This window comes from Paenibacillus doosanensis (assembly GCF_025060755.1).
Taxonomy (GTDB): Bacteria; Bacillota; Bacilli; order Paenibacillales; family NBRC-103111; genus Paenibacillus_S; species Paenibacillus_S doosanensis.
In genome coordinates, this window is sequence record NZ_JANYUY010000036.1 from 23,285 (window position 1) to 38,966 (window position 15,682).

Annotated in this window: 13 protein-coding genes; all 13 read left to right on the forward strand. The window is 53.5% G+C overall.

The features are described from left to right. Positions 1-64 precede the first annotated feature (64 nt). The 13 genes from N0M98_RS22345 to N0M98_RS22405 all read left to right on the forward strand — a co-directional run bounded on the left by N0M98_RS22345 (position 65) and on the right by N0M98_RS22405 (position 15,656). The gene (locus N0M98_RS22345; protein WP_259619216.1) at positions 65-967 is read left to right on the forward strand and encodes an ABC transporter permease; all 903 of its coding nucleotides are present in this window, start codon (positions 65-67) and stop codon (positions 965-967) included. A gap of 18 nt (positions 968-985) precedes the next feature. Beyond that, complete coding sequence (locus N0M98_RS22350) at positions 986-1,858, forward strand: carbohydrate ABC transporter permease (protein WP_249864553.1); 873 nt, start codon at positions 986-988, stop codon at positions 1,856-1,858. Positions 1,859-2,273: 415 nt separating this feature from the next. Next, the gene (locus N0M98_RS22355; protein WP_259619217.1) at positions 2,274-3,725 is read left to right on the forward strand and encodes an ABC transporter substrate-binding protein; all 1,452 of its coding nucleotides are present in this window, start codon (positions 2,274-2,276) and stop codon (positions 3,723-3,725) included. A 34-nt stretch (positions 3,726-3,759) separates the two neighbouring features. Then, on the forward strand, positions 3,760-5,130 hold the full coding sequence (locus N0M98_RS22360) for an ABC transporter substrate-binding protein (RefSeq protein ID WP_259619218.1): 1,371 nt from the start codon (positions 3,760-3,762) through the stop codon (positions 5,128-5,130). Continuing rightward, a complete protein-coding gene (locus N0M98_RS22365) occupies positions 5,123-5,998 on the forward strand; it encodes a carbohydrate ABC transporter permease (protein WP_259619219.1) in 876 nt (291 codons plus the stop codon). The genes N0M98_RS22360 and N0M98_RS22365 overlap by 8 nt, the downstream gene beginning before the upstream one ends. Positions 5,999-6,011: 13 nt before the next feature. Beyond that, positions 6,012-6,890: a carbohydrate ABC transporter permease gene (locus N0M98_RS22370; RefSeq protein WP_259619220.1), complete on the forward strand. Its 879-nt coding sequence runs from the start codon at positions 6,012-6,014 to the stop codon at positions 6,888-6,890. Positions 6,891-6,906: 16 nt separating this feature from the next. Next, positions 6,907-8,049 carry an efflux RND transporter periplasmic adaptor subunit gene (locus N0M98_RS22375; RefSeq protein WP_259619221.1) on the forward strand — a complete coding sequence of 381 codons (1,143 nt, stop codon included), beginning with the start codon at positions 6,907-6,909 and terminating at the stop codon, positions 8,047-8,049. Between the two features lie 396 nt (positions 8,050-8,445). Next, complete coding sequence (locus N0M98_RS22380; RefSeq protein WP_259619222.1) at positions 8,446-10,629, forward strand: malate synthase G; 2,184 nt, start codon at positions 8,446-8,448, stop codon at positions 10,627-10,629. A 220-nt stretch (positions 10,630-10,849) separates the two neighbouring features. Further along, positions 10,850-11,890, forward strand: coding sequence for a LacI family DNA-binding transcriptional regulator (locus N0M98_RS22385; RefSeq protein ID WP_249864546.1), 1,041 nt, complete (start codon positions 10,850-10,852; stop codon positions 11,888-11,890). Positions 11,891-12,059: 169 nt separating this feature from the next. Next, the gene (locus tag N0M98_RS22390; RefSeq protein WP_259619223.1) at positions 12,060-12,476 is read left to right on the forward strand and encodes a VOC family protein; all 417 of its coding nucleotides are present in this window, start codon (positions 12,060-12,062) and stop codon (positions 12,474-12,476) included. Positions 12,477-12,612: 136 nt separating this feature from the next. Next, entirely contained in the window at positions 12,613-13,887 is a 1,275-nt protein-coding gene (locus N0M98_RS22395) for an ABC transporter substrate-binding protein (RefSeq protein ID WP_249864544.1), read from the forward strand. A gap of 45 nt (positions 13,888-13,932) precedes the next feature. Beyond that, positions 13,933-14,814, forward strand: a complete 882-nt coding sequence (locus N0M98_RS22400) for a carbohydrate ABC transporter permease (RefSeq protein ID WP_249864543.1) — start codon at positions 13,933-13,935, stop codon at positions 14,812-14,814. Beyond that, on the forward strand, positions 14,814-15,656 hold the full coding sequence (locus N0M98_RS22405; RefSeq protein ID WP_259619224.1) for a carbohydrate ABC transporter permease: 843 nt from the start codon (positions 14,814-14,816) through the stop codon (positions 15,654-15,656). The genes N0M98_RS22400 and N0M98_RS22405 overlap by 1 nt, the downstream gene beginning before the upstream one ends. The last annotated feature ends 26 nt before the right edge of the window (positions 15,657-15,682 follow it).

Genomic DNA, 15,682 nt, shown 5'->3' on the forward strand with positions numbered 1-15,682 from the left:
GGGCAGACGGCGATAAGCCGCATGACCCGCCCGCGTTTGGACAGAAGGCGGGTGCGCATAAAGTATGACCATGGCGTTGAAAAGATGGAAGGCCGATAAATATTTGTATTTGATGGCATTGCCCGGAATGCTGTACTTTGTTGTATTTCATTATTTTCCGATGTGGGGCATTGTCATTGCGTTTCAGGATTACAATCCGTTCCAAGGGGTGATGCACAGCGATTGGATCGGATTCGAGCACTTCTCCCGGCTGTTCCGGCATCCGGATTTTTGGCTCATCCTGCGCAATACGCTTGTCATCAGCTTGCTGAATATCGTATTCTTTTTTCCGGCTCCGATTGTGCTGGCTCTGCTGTTAAACGAAATCCGGACCGCGATGTTCAAGAAGAGCATTCAGACCGTCGTTTATTTGCCCCATTTCGTCTCCTGGGTCGTGATTTGCTCGATGACGATTTCGCTGATGAACTCCGACGGCCTGCTCACGAAGCTCGTTCATGCCATCGGCTATCCGAAGCTGCAGCTGTTGATGGACAAGTCGCTGTTCTGGGGCATTATTACAGTCCAAAGCATTTGGAAGGACGCCGGGTGGGGAACGATTATATTTTTGGCGGCGCTGGCGGGGATTAACCCCGATTTGTACGAATCGGCCAAAGTGGACGGAGCCAACCGCTGGCAGCAGACGGTTCATATTACGCTGCCTTGCGTCATGAACACGATCGTCATTTTATTGATTTTGCGGTTGGGCCAGGTAATGAACATCTCGTTCGACCAGCTGTATATTATGGGCAATCCTCTGGTCAAGGAAGTGGCGGAAGTGTTCGATACGTACGTCTATCAGGCGGGCGTGCTGCAGGGGAACTTCAGCTATGCGACGGCCGTCGGCATTTTCAAATCGGCGGTCGGATTCGTCCTGATCCTTACGGCCAACATGATTTCCAAAAAAACGAGCGAGCATTATTTATTTTAACGCGGGAGGAGGGAGAGCATGAAGCGAAACAGCCTGGCCGGCGTCGTCTTCGACGCAGGCAACTACGCGGGGCTGGCCTTATTGGCCGCCCTGATGATTGTACCGTTCTGGAGCGTGCTCGTCAGCTCGGTGACGGCTCCGCATCTTGTCATGGAAGGCGCGATCCGGATGTGGCCGAAGGAGATGACGCTGGTCGCGTTCAAGACGATCTTCAACACGCCGAATTTCGTCAAGGTGTTTCAGAATACGGTGATCATTACCGTCCTCGGCACCTTCATCAGCATGCTGCTGTCGGTTATGCTGGCTTACCCTATATCGAAGAAAAGGCTGGCCGGGGCGAATCTGATGGCGTTCGCCGTATTTTTCACGATGATGTTTAACGGCGGCATTATTCCGTCTTATTTGCTGGTCAAAAGCCTCGGGATGATGAACTCGCTCTGGTCGCTGATGATTCCCAATGCGATCAATGCGTTTAATATGATGATTCTGATCAGCTTCTTCCGCACGCTGCCGGAGGAGCTGGAGGATTCCGGGCGGATGGACGGCTCCAACGATTTCGGCATCCTGTTTCGCATTATGGTGCCTATTTCCATGCCGATTTTGGCTACGCTGACGCTTTTTTACGCGGTGGCTCAGTGGAATATGTTTTTTCAGGCGGTCATGTACATTTCCAATCCCGACCGGTTTACTTTGCAGGTGCTGCTGCGGCAGCTGCTCATCGTGCTGACGTCGGATGCGGTCGCCTCATCGCTCAGCGAGGACGTGCCCCGGATCGGCGTTACCGTGAAGCTGGCGATGATCGTCGTGTCCACCGTGCCGATCCTGCTCGTTTACCCGTTCCTGCAAAAGCATTTTGCCAAGGGCATGATGCTCGGATCGGTCAAAGGGTGAGGGTTAGCGATAAAACGGGCAAGGGTATTAATTTTAAATGATTAGGACGCTAGCGTGATCTTGGCTGGCGTCCTTTCTATTTCTATCCGAACGTCCGACTTTAGATGATTTCTGGCCGTTCGTCAACACGATCCTTATCGTATTCATTGTAAGCCGAAGTTTTATACAAGTATGCCGATTTGCTGAAAGATCGGGTGAAATAACGGCATGCGGGTCATCAACTGGGGGGGCTTGCTGTCGAGTCGGACAACTGCTGCAGATGGTTCATCCATCCGGTTTCAGCGAGAGATTCCCCGCGCAATCGATTCTTGAAACAGTTTGTTTACAAAAGGGCGACAAATTGGCTACATGTCTGTTCTAAGCTTAGAGATATGCCGGACATGAAGACAGTCTGAAATCGAAGGGAGATGTTAAAGTGAAAAAAACAGCATGGCTTGGGCTCGTTCTGAGCGTGCTGCTCTCCGCTTGCTCCGATGCAGGCGGGTACGATGGCAGGGCGGGAACGGCTTCGGATACATCGGCAGGAGGAGCGGAGGCGAATTCGGTCGGACAGGCTTCCACGCCGCCCCGTGCGGAGGATAACGCTCCTTCGATCCAACTGGTTCCGAACGAGCGTGTAAAGCTGGTCGTTGCCACTTATTATTTGAGCGAGCAGGTGAAGGAAGCCGTTAAGAAATACGAGAAGCTGCATCCGAATATCGAAATCGAGCTTCATGCCTCTTCGACATCAGGAGAGAATTTGAACGACGTGTTGAACAAGAGGGAGCAATTCGTCAAGACGAACAACGCGGCCTTGCTGGCCGGAAGCGGACCGGACGTGATCGAGCTCGACGAGCTGCCTTCCGATCAATATGCAAAGCGCCAGTTGCTGGTTGATTTGAACAAGCTGATGAAGCAGGACCCTAATTTTCACCGGGAGCAGTATTTTGACAATGTCCTGGATCATTCGCAGGACAGCGGCAAATTGTACGGCATGCCGCTTTACTTCTCGCTAGTGGGCTTGTTCGGGGATGCGGATGCGATCGAAAAGGCGGGCGTAACCTTCGAAGACAGCAAGTGGACGTTAAACGACTTTATCGATATTGCCAAACAATTGAAGCAAAAGGGATCTTACAAGTACAGCTATTCGGAGTGGCCGTCCAATCTGCTTGTCAATATGGTCTCCGAAAATTACGCGCAGCTTGTGTCCGGCACGAACGGGAACGCTTATTTCGATACGGACGCCTTGGCCGACATGATGCGGAAGGTTACAACGCTAGGCGACGAAGAGCTTATCTATAAATCGGTTGAGAGCGGGATAACGAATAAGTTGGATTCCCGAGCCGTCGACAGCAGCGACGTGGACGCTTATTTCTCCCAAATGGAGGTTTATTCGCTTCGCGATGCCGTCGTGCGTTCCCCTTACAAGCATACGAAGCTGTATATCAAGCCGCATCCCGCGAACGCTGGAGACGGCGGCTACTTCAAGCCGTTCGGGACCCTCGGTATCAACGGTAATTCCGCTCATCCGGAGGTAGCCTGGGACTTTATCAAGTACCTGCTGAACGATGAGAGCGTGCAGTCTTATGTCGGCGAGTTTGACGACAATCCCGGATTTCCTTTGAAGCGAAGCGTATACGAGCATCAGGCAGACAAGATCAAGAGCGACGGGGTAAAAGACTACGACGACTCCACGGTCAAGGTCGATCCGGCTTTCCTGGAGCAAATGGGCAGCTACTTGTCCAAAGCCGTGAATGCCGTGAGAGGGCCGTCCAAGATTGAAGAGATCGTCGACGAGCAGTCGGAGGCGTTCTTCTCCGGCCAGAAGTCGGCAGAAGCAGCGGCGAAGCTTATTGGGAACAAGATTGATCTGCTGCTTAACGAATAAAGAGCGACTTTAAAGGAAGGTGGACCACTTGAAGATGAGAACATCGAGGCTAAGCATAATCTTGACCTGTCTTTCTATGCTAGCGGTGACGGCATGCAGCAGCGGCGGTGCGAAAGACAGTACGCCGCCCGGGGGAGAGAGCCCTCCCTCCGCTGAAGCGCCCAAAGGCGAAGTTCCGCCGCCATCGAACGAGAAGAAGACGATTGTCTTCTCAACTTTCTGGGAGGATGCGCGCTTTGAGGAAGCGAAGCGGAAATACGAAGCGTTGCATCCGAATATTACCATCCGGCTGACGCATGTCGATACGAGCAACTCGACGCTCGAGGCGGATTTGGAAAAATACGTGTCGACAACCGATACGGAGATGCTGGCGGGCAAAGGTCCCGATCTGCTGCAATTGGATGTGCTGTCCCCGGACAACTTCGTCAAGCGTAAGCTGCTGGCCGACATGGGCGAAATGATGGATCGGGATTCAGACTTCCGGAAGGAGGACTACTTCGCTAACATATTGGACAACGCCCGGGTCGGCGGCAAGCTCTATAGTCTGCCGCTTTCGTTCTTCCTGATTGGCTTCGCCGGAGACACGGACGCCATTGCCAAGACCGGTGTCCCGGTCGACGACAAGTCGTGGTCGTGGAACGATTTTATCGTCGACGCGAAGCAACTGGCTGCCCGAGGCGGGCACCGGCCCGCGCTTGTATACAGCGGTCCCGAATACCTGCTGGCAAATCTAGTCACCGACAATTATGACTCCTACGTCGACGCGGAGGGCCGTAAGGCCAGCTTCGATTCGCCCGCCTTTCTGGATGCGATGAAGCAGGTGAAGACCATGTTCGACGAAGGCGTTGTCAGCTCGCAGGGACGCGAACCCGCCTATTTCTACAATATCCAGATTAATTCGCCTTGGGATTACCTCGTGTCCCTGCGCGAACGGGGAGAGCATATGAAGCTGTACGAGAAGCCCCATGCAGAGGGCGGGGCTGCGGGCGGCTACTTCAAAACTTATCGGGCCGTCGGCATCAGCGCGAATTCCAAGGTGAAGCCGGAAGCGTGGGACTTCGTCAAATTCATGATGTCCGAAGAAGTCCAGACGCCTCCGGAGACAGCCGGCATTCCCATCAACATGAAGGTGTATGCGCAGCAAATTCAGAAACTGAAAAGCGAGGGTATCGTGAAAGCTTACGAGGAAGGTCCGCTGCATGGACAAGCCATCAAGGTCGACCCGGCGATGCTCGACCAGCTGCAGGACTTCGTGAACGGAGCCGTTCATAAGATCGAGTATCAATCCGACAAGGTTGTAAAGATGATCGTCAAGGAGTCTAAAGCGTATTTTGCCGGCCAGAAATCAGCGGAGGAGGTCGCCAAGCTGCTGCAGAACAAAGCGATGACTTATCTCAATGAATAGGCTGAGGCTTCTGCTCCGTACGGACGGCTTCAAGGCTCTCTGGTTTCTGGCGCCGAGCGCGGTCGGCTTCTCGATCTTTTATCTCATCCCGTTCGCGCTCGGCCTTGGCGAATCGTTCATGGACGGCGCCGGCGCCGGCAAATTCGTCGGTTTGCACAACTACTTGGAGCTGCTGCACAGCAGCTCTTTTCGCAAGGCAACAACCAATACGCTGATCTTCACCAGTATTGGGGTCCCGCTGCTCATTGCGCTGTCCCTGGGCCTAGCCTTACTGCTGAATACGCAGCTCTATCTGCGCAATGCGTTCCGCACTTCCATCGTTCTGCCGCTTGTCGTTCCCGTCGCTTCCACAGTCGTGATCTGGCAAATCTTCTTCGACTGGAACGGGACGTTGAACGAGTGGCTCCATCGTCTTGGGGGCGGGCGAATTGACTGGATGCAATCGGACTGGTCGCTTGGCATCATCGCGATCATGTACATTTGGAAAAACATCGGCTACAACATGGTTCTGTTCCTCGCAGGCCTGCAGTCAATTCCGCGAGATTATTACGAGACGGCGAGCATTGAGGGCGCCGGACCCATCCGGCAGCTGTTCCACATAACGCTGGTCTACCTGACGCCGACCCTGTTCTTCGTCATTCTGATCTCGATCGTCAATTCGTTCAAGGTATTCCGGGAGACTTACCTGTTAGCGGGAGATTATCCTTACGATCGTCTCTATATGATGCAGCATTATATGAACAATATGTTTGCCTCGCTCGACATTCAGAAGCTGACCGCAGCCGCGACGCTGATGGTCTGCTGCATCGCTTCGCTTGCGATTGGGCTGCTAACCCTCGAACGCAAGTTCCGGGAAAATATGGAGTGACGGGAGGGTTGTCATGCTTACATTCAGGTTCATTACCAAGATCGCTGCAACGCTGATCGTCGGAGCCGTTTCGCTGGCAATGCTGGTTCCGATCGTGCTCACGGTAACCGGTTCCCTGATGACAGAGCAGGAAATCATGCGGAATTACCATGCTCTCGGCCAAATGCTCAATACTTCGCAAGGCGGTGCGGACACTTTCGTCAATTTGAAAATACTTCCCGATTGGCTGTCTTTCGAGCAGTTTCTGCAAGTGTTGATCCTGTCTCCGCAATATCTTCGGATGTTCTGGAACTCCGCTGCGCTGGTGTTGCCGATTGTCGTCGGCCAGACCGTCGTCGCAGCGCTCGCCGCTTACGCTTTCGCCAAGCTGCGTTTCTTCGGCAGGGACGGGCTATTCCTCGTCTATCTGATTACGATGCTGATGCCGTTCCAGGTGACGCTCGTGCCGAATTACATAGTTCTCGACAAGCTCGGACTGATGAACCATGAATCGGCGATCATTCTGCCGGGCATCTTCGGCGCGTTCGGCGTTTTCATGATGCGCCAGTTTATGGCCCATATTCCAAACGGTTATATCGAGTCGGCCAGGATCGACGGAGCGGGACTGTTCACGATTTTTCTGCGGATTATCGTACCGCTGGCCAAGCCCGGTCTGGCTGCGCTGACGGTACTCCTGTTCATTGACAACTGGAACATGATCGAGCAGCCGCTTATCTTCCTGGAGGATTCCGTCAAGCAGCCGCTATCTCTGTACCTGGCGCAGATCAACCAGGACGCGCGGGGGATCGGCTTCGCCGCTTCAGCCCTCTATATGGCGCCGGCGGTGCTGGTGTTCTTGTACGCGGAGTCCTACTTCGTCGAAGGAATTCAACTGTCGGGAATGAAAGGATAGATCGGATGTGATGGCAATGGAAGAACCAAATTCCCTTGTAAGAAAACGAAACATACGGCTGCTGGCGGGCCTGTTTGTCGCCCTGCTCGTCGCGCTCACGCTGGGAGGCAACACGATTCGGGCTTTATCGATGCCCAAGGTGATTACGACCGCGCCGACAGCCGGCTCGCTGGATTACAGCTACGAAGGCACCGCGATAGTGCGTCCGGCGGGGGAACAGGACTTGACGAATCCGGCAGGCTGGAAGGTTCTTAACGTGCTCGTCAAGGTTGGGGACGCGGTCTATAAGAGCCAGCCTCTTGTTCAATACGACGACAGCGATGCGCAGGATGAGCTTGCAGAACTGCAATCGGCCTTACAGAAGCTGCAGCTCTCGCTTCCGCAATTGCAGTACAACGTAATAACGGCGATGAAGGGAGAGGACGAAGAGGCTAAGCTCAGCGCTGCTTCGGCCCTGGAGACGACTCAGCTCGATATCGCCGACCAGCAGCGGCGAATTGAGAAGCAGCAGAAGAAGCTGGCGGCAGGCCGCGAGCTGACGGCTCCGGTCGACGGTATTGTCACGGCGGTAGGAGCCGTAGAAGGGAGCGATCCGTCGGGTAAACCCGACATTCGCCTGTCCGATTCGTCGAAGGGCTTCCGGATCAAGCTGACGGTACCGAACGAGCTTGCGTCCAGGTTCCGAGCGGGCGATACGCTGAAATCGATCTTCCTTGAGGACAGCGGCAAGCAGCCGCTTGCGGGCACTGTCGCGGCCATCGAAGAGGGCGTCGGCAGCGCCGGTGACGACGCCGGCGCTAACGCTGCTTCCGGCGTCAAAACAGCCCCATCTTCTCTTCTCACCGTATCGCTCCATGCTGACGATGTTCCCCTCCAAGGAGGGGAACAGGTCAAAGTAAGCATTCGGAAGTCGGAAGGAGAAAGTCTGCTCCTCGTACCGAAGGAAGCCGTCCATTACGACAGCAAAGGAGCGTTTGTCTATACGATCTCCTCGGAGGCGGGACCGCTGGGCAATGCGTATTATGCGAAACTGACCCGAATCGAGACTGCGGGCTCGAACGAGTACGCGACAGCCGTCAAAGCGGGGCTGTTCGAGCAGGATGAGGTCATTGCAGCCAACACAGGCCTGCTCACGTCGGGAACCCGTGTCCGGTATTAGGCCGGACGCTGGGCGGCGGAGCTACTTTCCAGCGAATTCAAGATGTTCAAGGAGATTGACGGCACCGCCTGCAGAATCGGGAATAACGACCGTCTCGCTTTTCACTTCCCCCGAACGGCCGGATATCAACAGAATCGGCAGCAGACTTCAGGTCGGATACGAGCGCATGAAGCCTCTGGCTTTCCTCCACGATGTGATTCATTCCCTTTTCAAAAAAACACGATCGTTCTCTCCGTTCTCCCGGATCAGCTCCGCGTAGCCGAGTATAGCAAGCTGAAGTCCTTGTTGAAACGAAGGATGCCCACATGGATTGACAACTCGAAGAACGTATGGGAAGATAAGCTTAAGTAAATATATGAACAACGTTCATAATAATGAACAAGAAGGAGATGCCCTATGCAATCTTATGTACGAGTAGGCGGCTTGCAAGTCGCTCAAGCGCTGCACGATTTTATTGAAGCAGAGGCTCTTCCGGGAAGCGGCTTGAGCCCGGAATCATTTTGGCGGCAGTTCGAATCGCTCATCTCCGACCTGGCTCCGGCGAATCAAGCTTTGCTGAACCGGCGCGACGAGCTTCAGCAGACGATTCACGAATGGCATAAACAAAACCGTTCCTCCTTTGACGCCGCAGCCTATAAATCGTTTCTTCGGGATATCGGTTATTTGGAGCCGGAAGCCGGCGATTTCCAAATCACGACCGGGAATGTGGACGATGAAATTGCGCTCCAGGCCGGACCGCAGCTGGTCGTTCCCGTCAACAATGCGCGCTATGCCTTGAACGCGGCTAACGCCAGATGGGGCAGCCTGTACGACGCGCTGTACGGAACGGATGTGATCGGCGAAGAAGAGGGAGCGGGGCGCAGCGGGGCCTATAACCCGATTCGCGGACAGCGGGTGATCGCTTACGGTAGAGCTTTTCTGGACCAAGCGGCGCCGCTGGCCGGCCATTCCCATGCGGAAGCGGCGGCTTACGCGATCCGCGGCGGGCAATTGTCCGTCACTCTGACAAGCGGAGAAACCACCGGGCTGAAGGATGCGGCCCAGTTTGTCGGCTACCTGGGAGACGCCGAGGCGCCTTCCGCCGTTTTGCTCCGAAATAATGGATTGCATGTAGAAATTCAGATCGACCGCAGCCATCCGATCGGCCAAACCGATGGCGCCGGGGTGAAAGATATTGTGATGGAAGCGGCCGTAACGACCATCATGGACTGCGAGGATTCCGTCGCCGCCGTCGATGCAGAGGATAAGACGGCCGTTTACCGCAACTGGCTGGGACTGATGAAAGGGACGCTGACCGCTACCTTCAAGAAGGGCGAATCCGTCGTCCATCGCTCCCTGCATCCCGATCGCAGCTACACCTCGCCTGCCGGCGAAACATTCCAGTTGCCGGGACGCTCGCTCTTATTTGTCCGCAACGTCGGACATTTGATGACGATCGACGCCATCCTGGACCAAGACGGGCGGGAAATTCCCGAAGGGATCATGGACGCGGTCATTACCAGCCTGATTGCCAAGCATGATCTGCTGAAAAACAACCCTTACCCCAATTCGCTCAAAGGCTCGATCTATATTGTGAAGCCGAAGATGCACGGGTCGGAAGAAGCGGCTTTCGCCAATACGCTGCTGAACCGCGTAGAGGATATGCTCGGCTTGGAACGCCATACGATCAAAATCGGAGTGATGGACGAAGAGCGCCGCACCTCGCTGAATTTGAAAGCTTGCATCCGCGAAGTCAAGGATCGGATCGTGTTTATCAATACCGGGTTCCTCGACCGCACCGGCGATGAAATGCACACTTCGATGGAAGCCGGTCCGATGATTCGCAAAAACAGCATGAAATCGTCGCGTTGGCTGCAGGGCTACGAGCAGTCGAACGTCAGTATCGGCCTCGCCTGCGGTTTGCAGGGACGCGCGCAAATCGGCAAAGGCATGTGGGCGATGCCGGACTTGATGAAGGAAATGCTGAAACAGAAGATTAGCCAGCTGGAAGCGGGCTGCACGACGGCATGGGTGCCTTCGCCGACAGCCGCCGTACTGCATGCGCTGCATTATCATCAAGTCGACGTCAGAGAAGTGCAGAACAGGCTGAAGCAGGCAAGCGCAGACTACACCGATCAAATATTGGAGATACCGGTCAGCGAGAGCCGGGAATGGACGCCGGAGGAGATCGCCCAGGAGCTCGACAACAATGCCCAAGGCATATTAGGCTATGTGGTCCGCTGGGTAGAGCAGGGAATCGGCTGCTCGAAGGTGCCGGACATCAATAACATCGGACTGATGGAAGACAGAGCCACTTTGCGCATTTCCAGCCAGCATATGGCTAATTGGCTCCATCACGGCATTTGCACGGAAGAGCAGATCGTCGCAACGATGAAGCGGATGGCCCGGGTCGTCGACGAGCAGAATGCGGGAGATCCCGCTTACCGCCGGATGTCGGATCATTATGAGCAGTCCGCGGCGTTCCAGGCTGCGCTGGAGCTGGTGCTGAAAGGCTACGAGCAGCCGAACGGCTACACGGAGCCTGTATTGCACCGGTACCGCAGAGCGTTCAAATCCAACCCTGCCGCCGCGCAAGCATAAATTCATTGCCAAACCAAACAAGCCAGTCGGGGAAGCCCGGCTGGCTTGTTGCTTGCCATCCTTCGGAACATGAGAAACAACGGAGTTGAGGGAAGATGCCTAACCGAGAGGAAAGGATGGTCACAGCAATTTTTAAATTGACACCCTGCAAAAGCTTTGCTAATATAACAATAAACACGCGTTCACAACGTCGGATCGCATGACTGGAGTAGTTAAAAAAATGAAGAAAATCGAACTGAACAGCAAAGAAATCGCGGAAATAGCGGGGGTTTCCCGGAGCACCGTAAGCCGGGTTATCAATAATTATGCCAATGTCCCTCAAAAAACGAGAGAAAAGGTTATGAAGGTCATTGAACAGTACGGCTATACTCCGAACATTTCCGCGCGCACTCTGGCCGGCAAGAAGACGAAAACGATCGGCTTGTTCTTTATCGATCAGTGGCAGTTTTCCAAGGACAGCTCGGCCAACATGCTGATCACCAGCGTGATCGAGAACGCGTCCGCCTTCGGGTATATCGTGCTTACGTCGGTCGTCAGGGATCTTAAGCATCCCGACAGCGTCAAAAATGTGAAAGACGTATTTTATCAGGGCAGCATTACCGCCGGTATCTTCATCGGCGCGGAAAATCATGAGCCCGTCATTGAGGAGCTGATTGCCGAAGGTTTCATCATCGGCGTCCTGGACCAGGTGCTCCCCGGCCGCAACGAGCCTAACCGGATCGTCTATAATTTGAATAACGAGCAGGTAGCGAGGCAAGCGGTGGACTATTTGATGAAGCTGAATCACAAGCGAATCGGCATTATTAACGGCGATCTCAAGAAAGCTTCCGCCAACTTCAAGTTCAAAGGCTTCGTCAGCCAGATGGAGCATCACGGTCTGGAAATTAACAAAGCCTGGATTATGTACGGCCACTACGAAGCCGGCGGATACGAGGCCATGTCCAATTTACTTGCCAATTCCAGCGACCTGCCGACGGCCATATTCGCTTCCAGCGACAGCATTGCTTTTGGAGCGATACGCGCGATTAATGATCGCGCCTTGAAAGTGCCCGACGATATTTCCGTCATCGGCATGAACGATCAGGCGCTAAGCGCTTATTATAAACCCGCGTTAACGACATTTCGCGTCAATTACGACCAGCTAACCGCAGGAGTGACCCAAAGCGTCATCCGCGCGATAGAAAACGGAACCGCAGAACAGTGTGTTATAGCTACATTAGACTGCGTTCTCGTAGAGAGAGAATCCTGCAAAAAGCTTTAATCTTTTTTTGAACAAAAATAAACGCGCGTTTACAATGTGAATCAATCGGCCTTCTCCCGCTAGATTAACCAAACTAGCGTTTCTATATACGCAGTACTATCATGAACCAAGGGGAACCAGGGAAAAGGAAAATGGCAATGGACCAAACAAATTGAAGGAGGACGGCTGTATGATTAAAGGGATTGGGCACAACGCTTACACGGTGAGGGATATGGAGAAGTCTTTGCATTTTTATTGCGATATTTTAGGGTTTCGCAGAATATTCGAGCTGCGCAAGCCTCCGGCGAACGAGCCTTGGATCGAATATTTGAAGGTGAAAGACGGGCAGTTTATCGAGCTGTTTTACGGCGGGATCAAGAAGACGGAAGTGGATATGCAGACCATCGGCTACAACCATCTATGTCTGGAAGTGGACGATATTCACGAGATCGCCGCTCATTTGAAAAGCAAAGGCGTCACCCTTGATGTCGAACCGAAGCAAGGGCTGGATCTGAACTACCAATGCTGGGCGAAAGATCCCGACGGCAACCGCATCGAGTTTATGCAGCTGCATCCGGACAGTCCGCAAGTACAAAGCGGCAAGTAAACAGGCATGGCTGCCGGAAAGTGAAAGCTCTTTCATTCGCATGCCGCTTTAAGGCGAGCGGCGCCGCTTCCGCTTTCAGCCGGTAATTCTGCAAAAGTAAGGAATAAGCCGAAACTATATACAAGGGGCGATTAGCATGTCAAATGTAAAAAAATCATACGCTGCGGCCGTTGCGGCGATGCTGCTGGGAACATCATTGGCCGGTTGTTCGGGAGCGAACAGTTCCTCGGGCGGAGCCGGGGCGGGCGGCGCGGACAAACCTGTCGAGCTGACCTTCTGGGATGCGGCATGGAATACGAATACGCCGGCCATCGTGAAAAAATTCGAAGAGAAATATCCGAACATCAAAATTAAAGTGCAGCAGTTCCCCGATAACGGCATGTCGGATAAATATTTGCTCGCTTTGAAGCAAAAGAACGGCCCCGACTTGATGAATATGGCCGTAGACTGGGTCACTCCGTTTGCTGCGACCGGCGGCTTGGCGGCGTTGGACGATCACATCAAGAAAGATCAGGTGGATTTGAACGATTTTTACGACGGCGCGGTATCGGTCACCAAGGTTAACGATAAAATGTATGCGCTGCCTTATCGCGCGGAAACGCACGGATTGATTTTTAACAAAAAACTGTTTGAAGCCGCAGGACTGGACTCGTCCAAGGGGCCGGAAAATTGGAATCAAGTGCTGGACATGGCTCAAAAATTAACGAAAGGCGACGCTTACGGGATCGCTCTTCCCGGAACGAACGTAGGCAACGTGACGACGCAGCTGTTCAACATGATTCAATCTAACGGCGGAAGCATCTTAAATAAGGACAATACGAAATCGGCGCTGACCGAGCCGGCCGCAATGGAGATGGTGAAGCTGTATGTGGAGCTGTTCACCAAATATAAGGTCGTGCCGAACAGCATGCTGCAAAATGACGGCGTAGCCAACCGCAACCTGTTCACGAACGATAAGGTCGGCATGTATATGACCGGGATTTACGATCTCGATCCGATCAAGCAAGCCAATGCAAACGCGCAAATGGGCGTGACGATGGTTCCTGCGAATAAGGACCGGAAGACGATTCTCGGAGGCTGGGCCGTCGGCATCCCCGCAGCGAGTAAAAACCAGGAGGCCGCCTGGAAATTCATTCAGTTTATCACCCAACCGGATATTTCGGCCGAGTACAGCGTGACGTTCTCCGCCCGCAAGTCGGCGGCCAGCAACCCCAAATACCAGGACCCGCTGGTCAAACCGTTGCTCGACGCTCTGACTTACGCTCAGCCGCTGCCGCAAATTCCGCAGTGGAATCAAATCAAGCAAATTGTATTCGATCAATTGCAAACGGCTTTAGGCGGAAAAGCAACGCCCGAAGAGGCGATGAATCAAGCTTCCAAAGCGATCGACGAACTTCTTGCCAACAAGTAATTGCAGCAGATCAGACCGGACTGGAAGAGGTGCATATTCGTGCGCATGTTTAGATTTACAAGCAATCCCGGAATGCTTTTTGTCTTGCCTGCCGTACTCGCTATCGCCTGCGTCATGATATTTCCGTTAATTTATACGTTTGTGCTGGGTTTTAACAAGAGCGATCTTTACACCGATGCATGGCAGTTCGTCGGCTTTGCCCAATATGCGGATTTATTTCGCAATGCCGAGTTTCTGGCGTCGATCGGGCATACGTTCGTATGGACGGTTTCCAGCGTTACCTTTCAATTTGCAGTCGGCTTTATGGCGGCGGTGCTCATTAATCAGGATTTTATCAAAATGAAATGGCTGATTCGCATTTGTTTGATGGTGCCTTGGGTGCTTCCCAGCGTCATCAGCGTAAACATATGGAAATGGCTGTACCATCCCGACTTCGGTTACATCAACTATTTGCTGAAGACGCTGGGCATCGCGTCGGCGCCGATCAATTGGGTTGCCGACGAGCGTTATGCGATGCTCTCGGCGGTGATCGTCAACGTGTGGAAAATGTTTCCGCTCGTCATGCTGATGATCGAAGCCTCGCTGCAATCGGTGCCTAATGAGCTGAAGGATGCGGCCAAAGTGGACGGAGCGACCGGGATCAGGGAGTTTTTTACCGTCACGGTGCCGCATGTAGCCTCCACCTCGTATACGATCGTCCTGCTGCTTATTATTTGGACGCTGAACGCCTTCACCTTTATTTTCGTGCTGACGGGCGGCGGGCCTGCCAACAGCACCCAAGTGCTGTCGATGTTCATCTATAAAGCAGCCTTCCAAAATTACAACTTCGGCGTAGCCGGAGCAGCCAGCGTCGTCTTGTTCATCATCACGGCTTTATTAAGCGTCATCTACATGAAATATGTGATGAGGGGAGGGGAGAAGGGTTAATGCGGAAAAATACGGGAAGCCTTTATACACGGGCGGCGCTCAGTTACTTGATTTTGCTGGTCCTGATCGTTTTCAGCTTGTTTCCGGCGTTATGGATGTTCGTTACTTCGATAAAAACGTCCGCCGAAAACTTTACCGTCCCTCCCCGCATCATGGTGGAGCATCCGACCTTTGCCAATTATTCGCGGGTTCTGTTCGAAAGCCAAATTCCGCGCGCCTTCCTGAACAGCGTCGTTGTCACGGTATGTGCGACCGCCTTGACGTTAGCGGTGGCCGTTTTGGCGGGTTACGGCTTTGCCAGATACCGGTTCAGAGGATCGCGGGTTCTTTCCTCCGGCTTGCTGTACGGCCAAATGATGCCGGGCGTCGTCATCATTATTCCGCTGTACATGGTATTCAGCAAGCTGCAGCTGATCGACACCTACCTGGCGCTCATCATAGCGGATTTGGCCATCACGATTCCGATGTCGGTCATTATGCTTCGCTCGTTTTTTCAGACGATCCCGAAGGAGCTGGAGGAAGCGGCCAAAATCGACGGCTGCTCCAATCTCGGCGCGCTCGTCCGCATCATTCTCCCCGTCTCGCTGCCGGGTCTGATCGCGGTAAGCGTGTACGCCTTCCTTAATATATGGGAGGAGTTCCTGTTCGCGCTGAACTTGACCAACTCCGATACGGTCAGAACGCTGCCTATTGCGATCAACAATTTCAGCGGCGAGTTCGTTATCGATTGGGGAGCGATGATGGGGGCGTCGATGGTCGTTTCGGTACCCGTCATGCTGATTTTCATACTATGCAATAAATTTTTCGTCAAAGGATTGTCCGACGGCTCGGTCAAAGGCTGATATTGTTCCATATAAAAAGAAACGGA

Bases quoted from the DNA above. Each gene is read 5' to 3' on its own strand.
- N0M98_RS22345 (WP_259619216.1), top strand. From the start codon at position 65: ATGACCATGGCGTTGAAAAGATGGAAGGCCGATAAATATTTGTATTTG.
- N0M98_RS22350 (WP_249864553.1), top strand. From the start codon at position 986: ATGAAGCGAAACAGCCTGGCCGGCGTCGTCTTCGACGCAGGCAACTAC.
- N0M98_RS22360 (WP_259619218.1), top strand. From the start codon at position 3,760: ATGAGAACATCGAGGCTAAGCATAATCTTGACCTGTCTTTCTATGCTA.
- N0M98_RS22365 (WP_259619219.1), top strand. From the start codon at position 5,123: ATGAATAGGCTGAGGCTTCTGCTCCGTACGGACGGCTTCAAGGCTCTC.
- N0M98_RS22370 (WP_259619220.1), top strand. From the start codon at position 6,012: ATGCTTACATTCAGGTTCATTACCAAGATCGCTGCAACGCTGATCGTC.
- N0M98_RS22375 (WP_259619221.1), top strand. From the start codon at position 6,907: ATGGAAGAACCAAATTCCCTTGTAAGAAAACGAAACATACGGCTGCTG.
- N0M98_RS22380 (WP_259619222.1), top strand. From the start codon at position 8,446: ATGCAATCTTATGTACGAGTAGGCGGCTTGCAAGTCGCTCAAGCGCTG.
- N0M98_RS22385 (WP_249864546.1), top strand. From the start codon at position 10,850: ATGAAGAAAATCGAACTGAACAGCAAAGAAATCGCGGAAATAGCGGGG.
- N0M98_RS22390 (WP_259619223.1), top strand. From the start codon at position 12,060: ATGATTAAAGGGATTGGGCACAACGCTTACACGGTGAGGGATATGGAG.
- N0M98_RS22395 (WP_249864544.1), top strand. From the start codon at position 12,613: ATGTCAAATGTAAAAAAATCATACGCTGCGGCCGTTGCGGCGATGCTG.
- N0M98_RS22400 (WP_249864543.1), top strand. From the start codon at position 13,933: ATGTTTAGATTTACAAGCAATCCCGGAATGCTTTTTGTCTTGCCTGCC.
- N0M98_RS22405 (WP_259619224.1), top strand. From the start codon at position 14,814: ATGCGGAAAAATACGGGAAGCCTTTATACACGGGCGGCGCTCAGTTAC.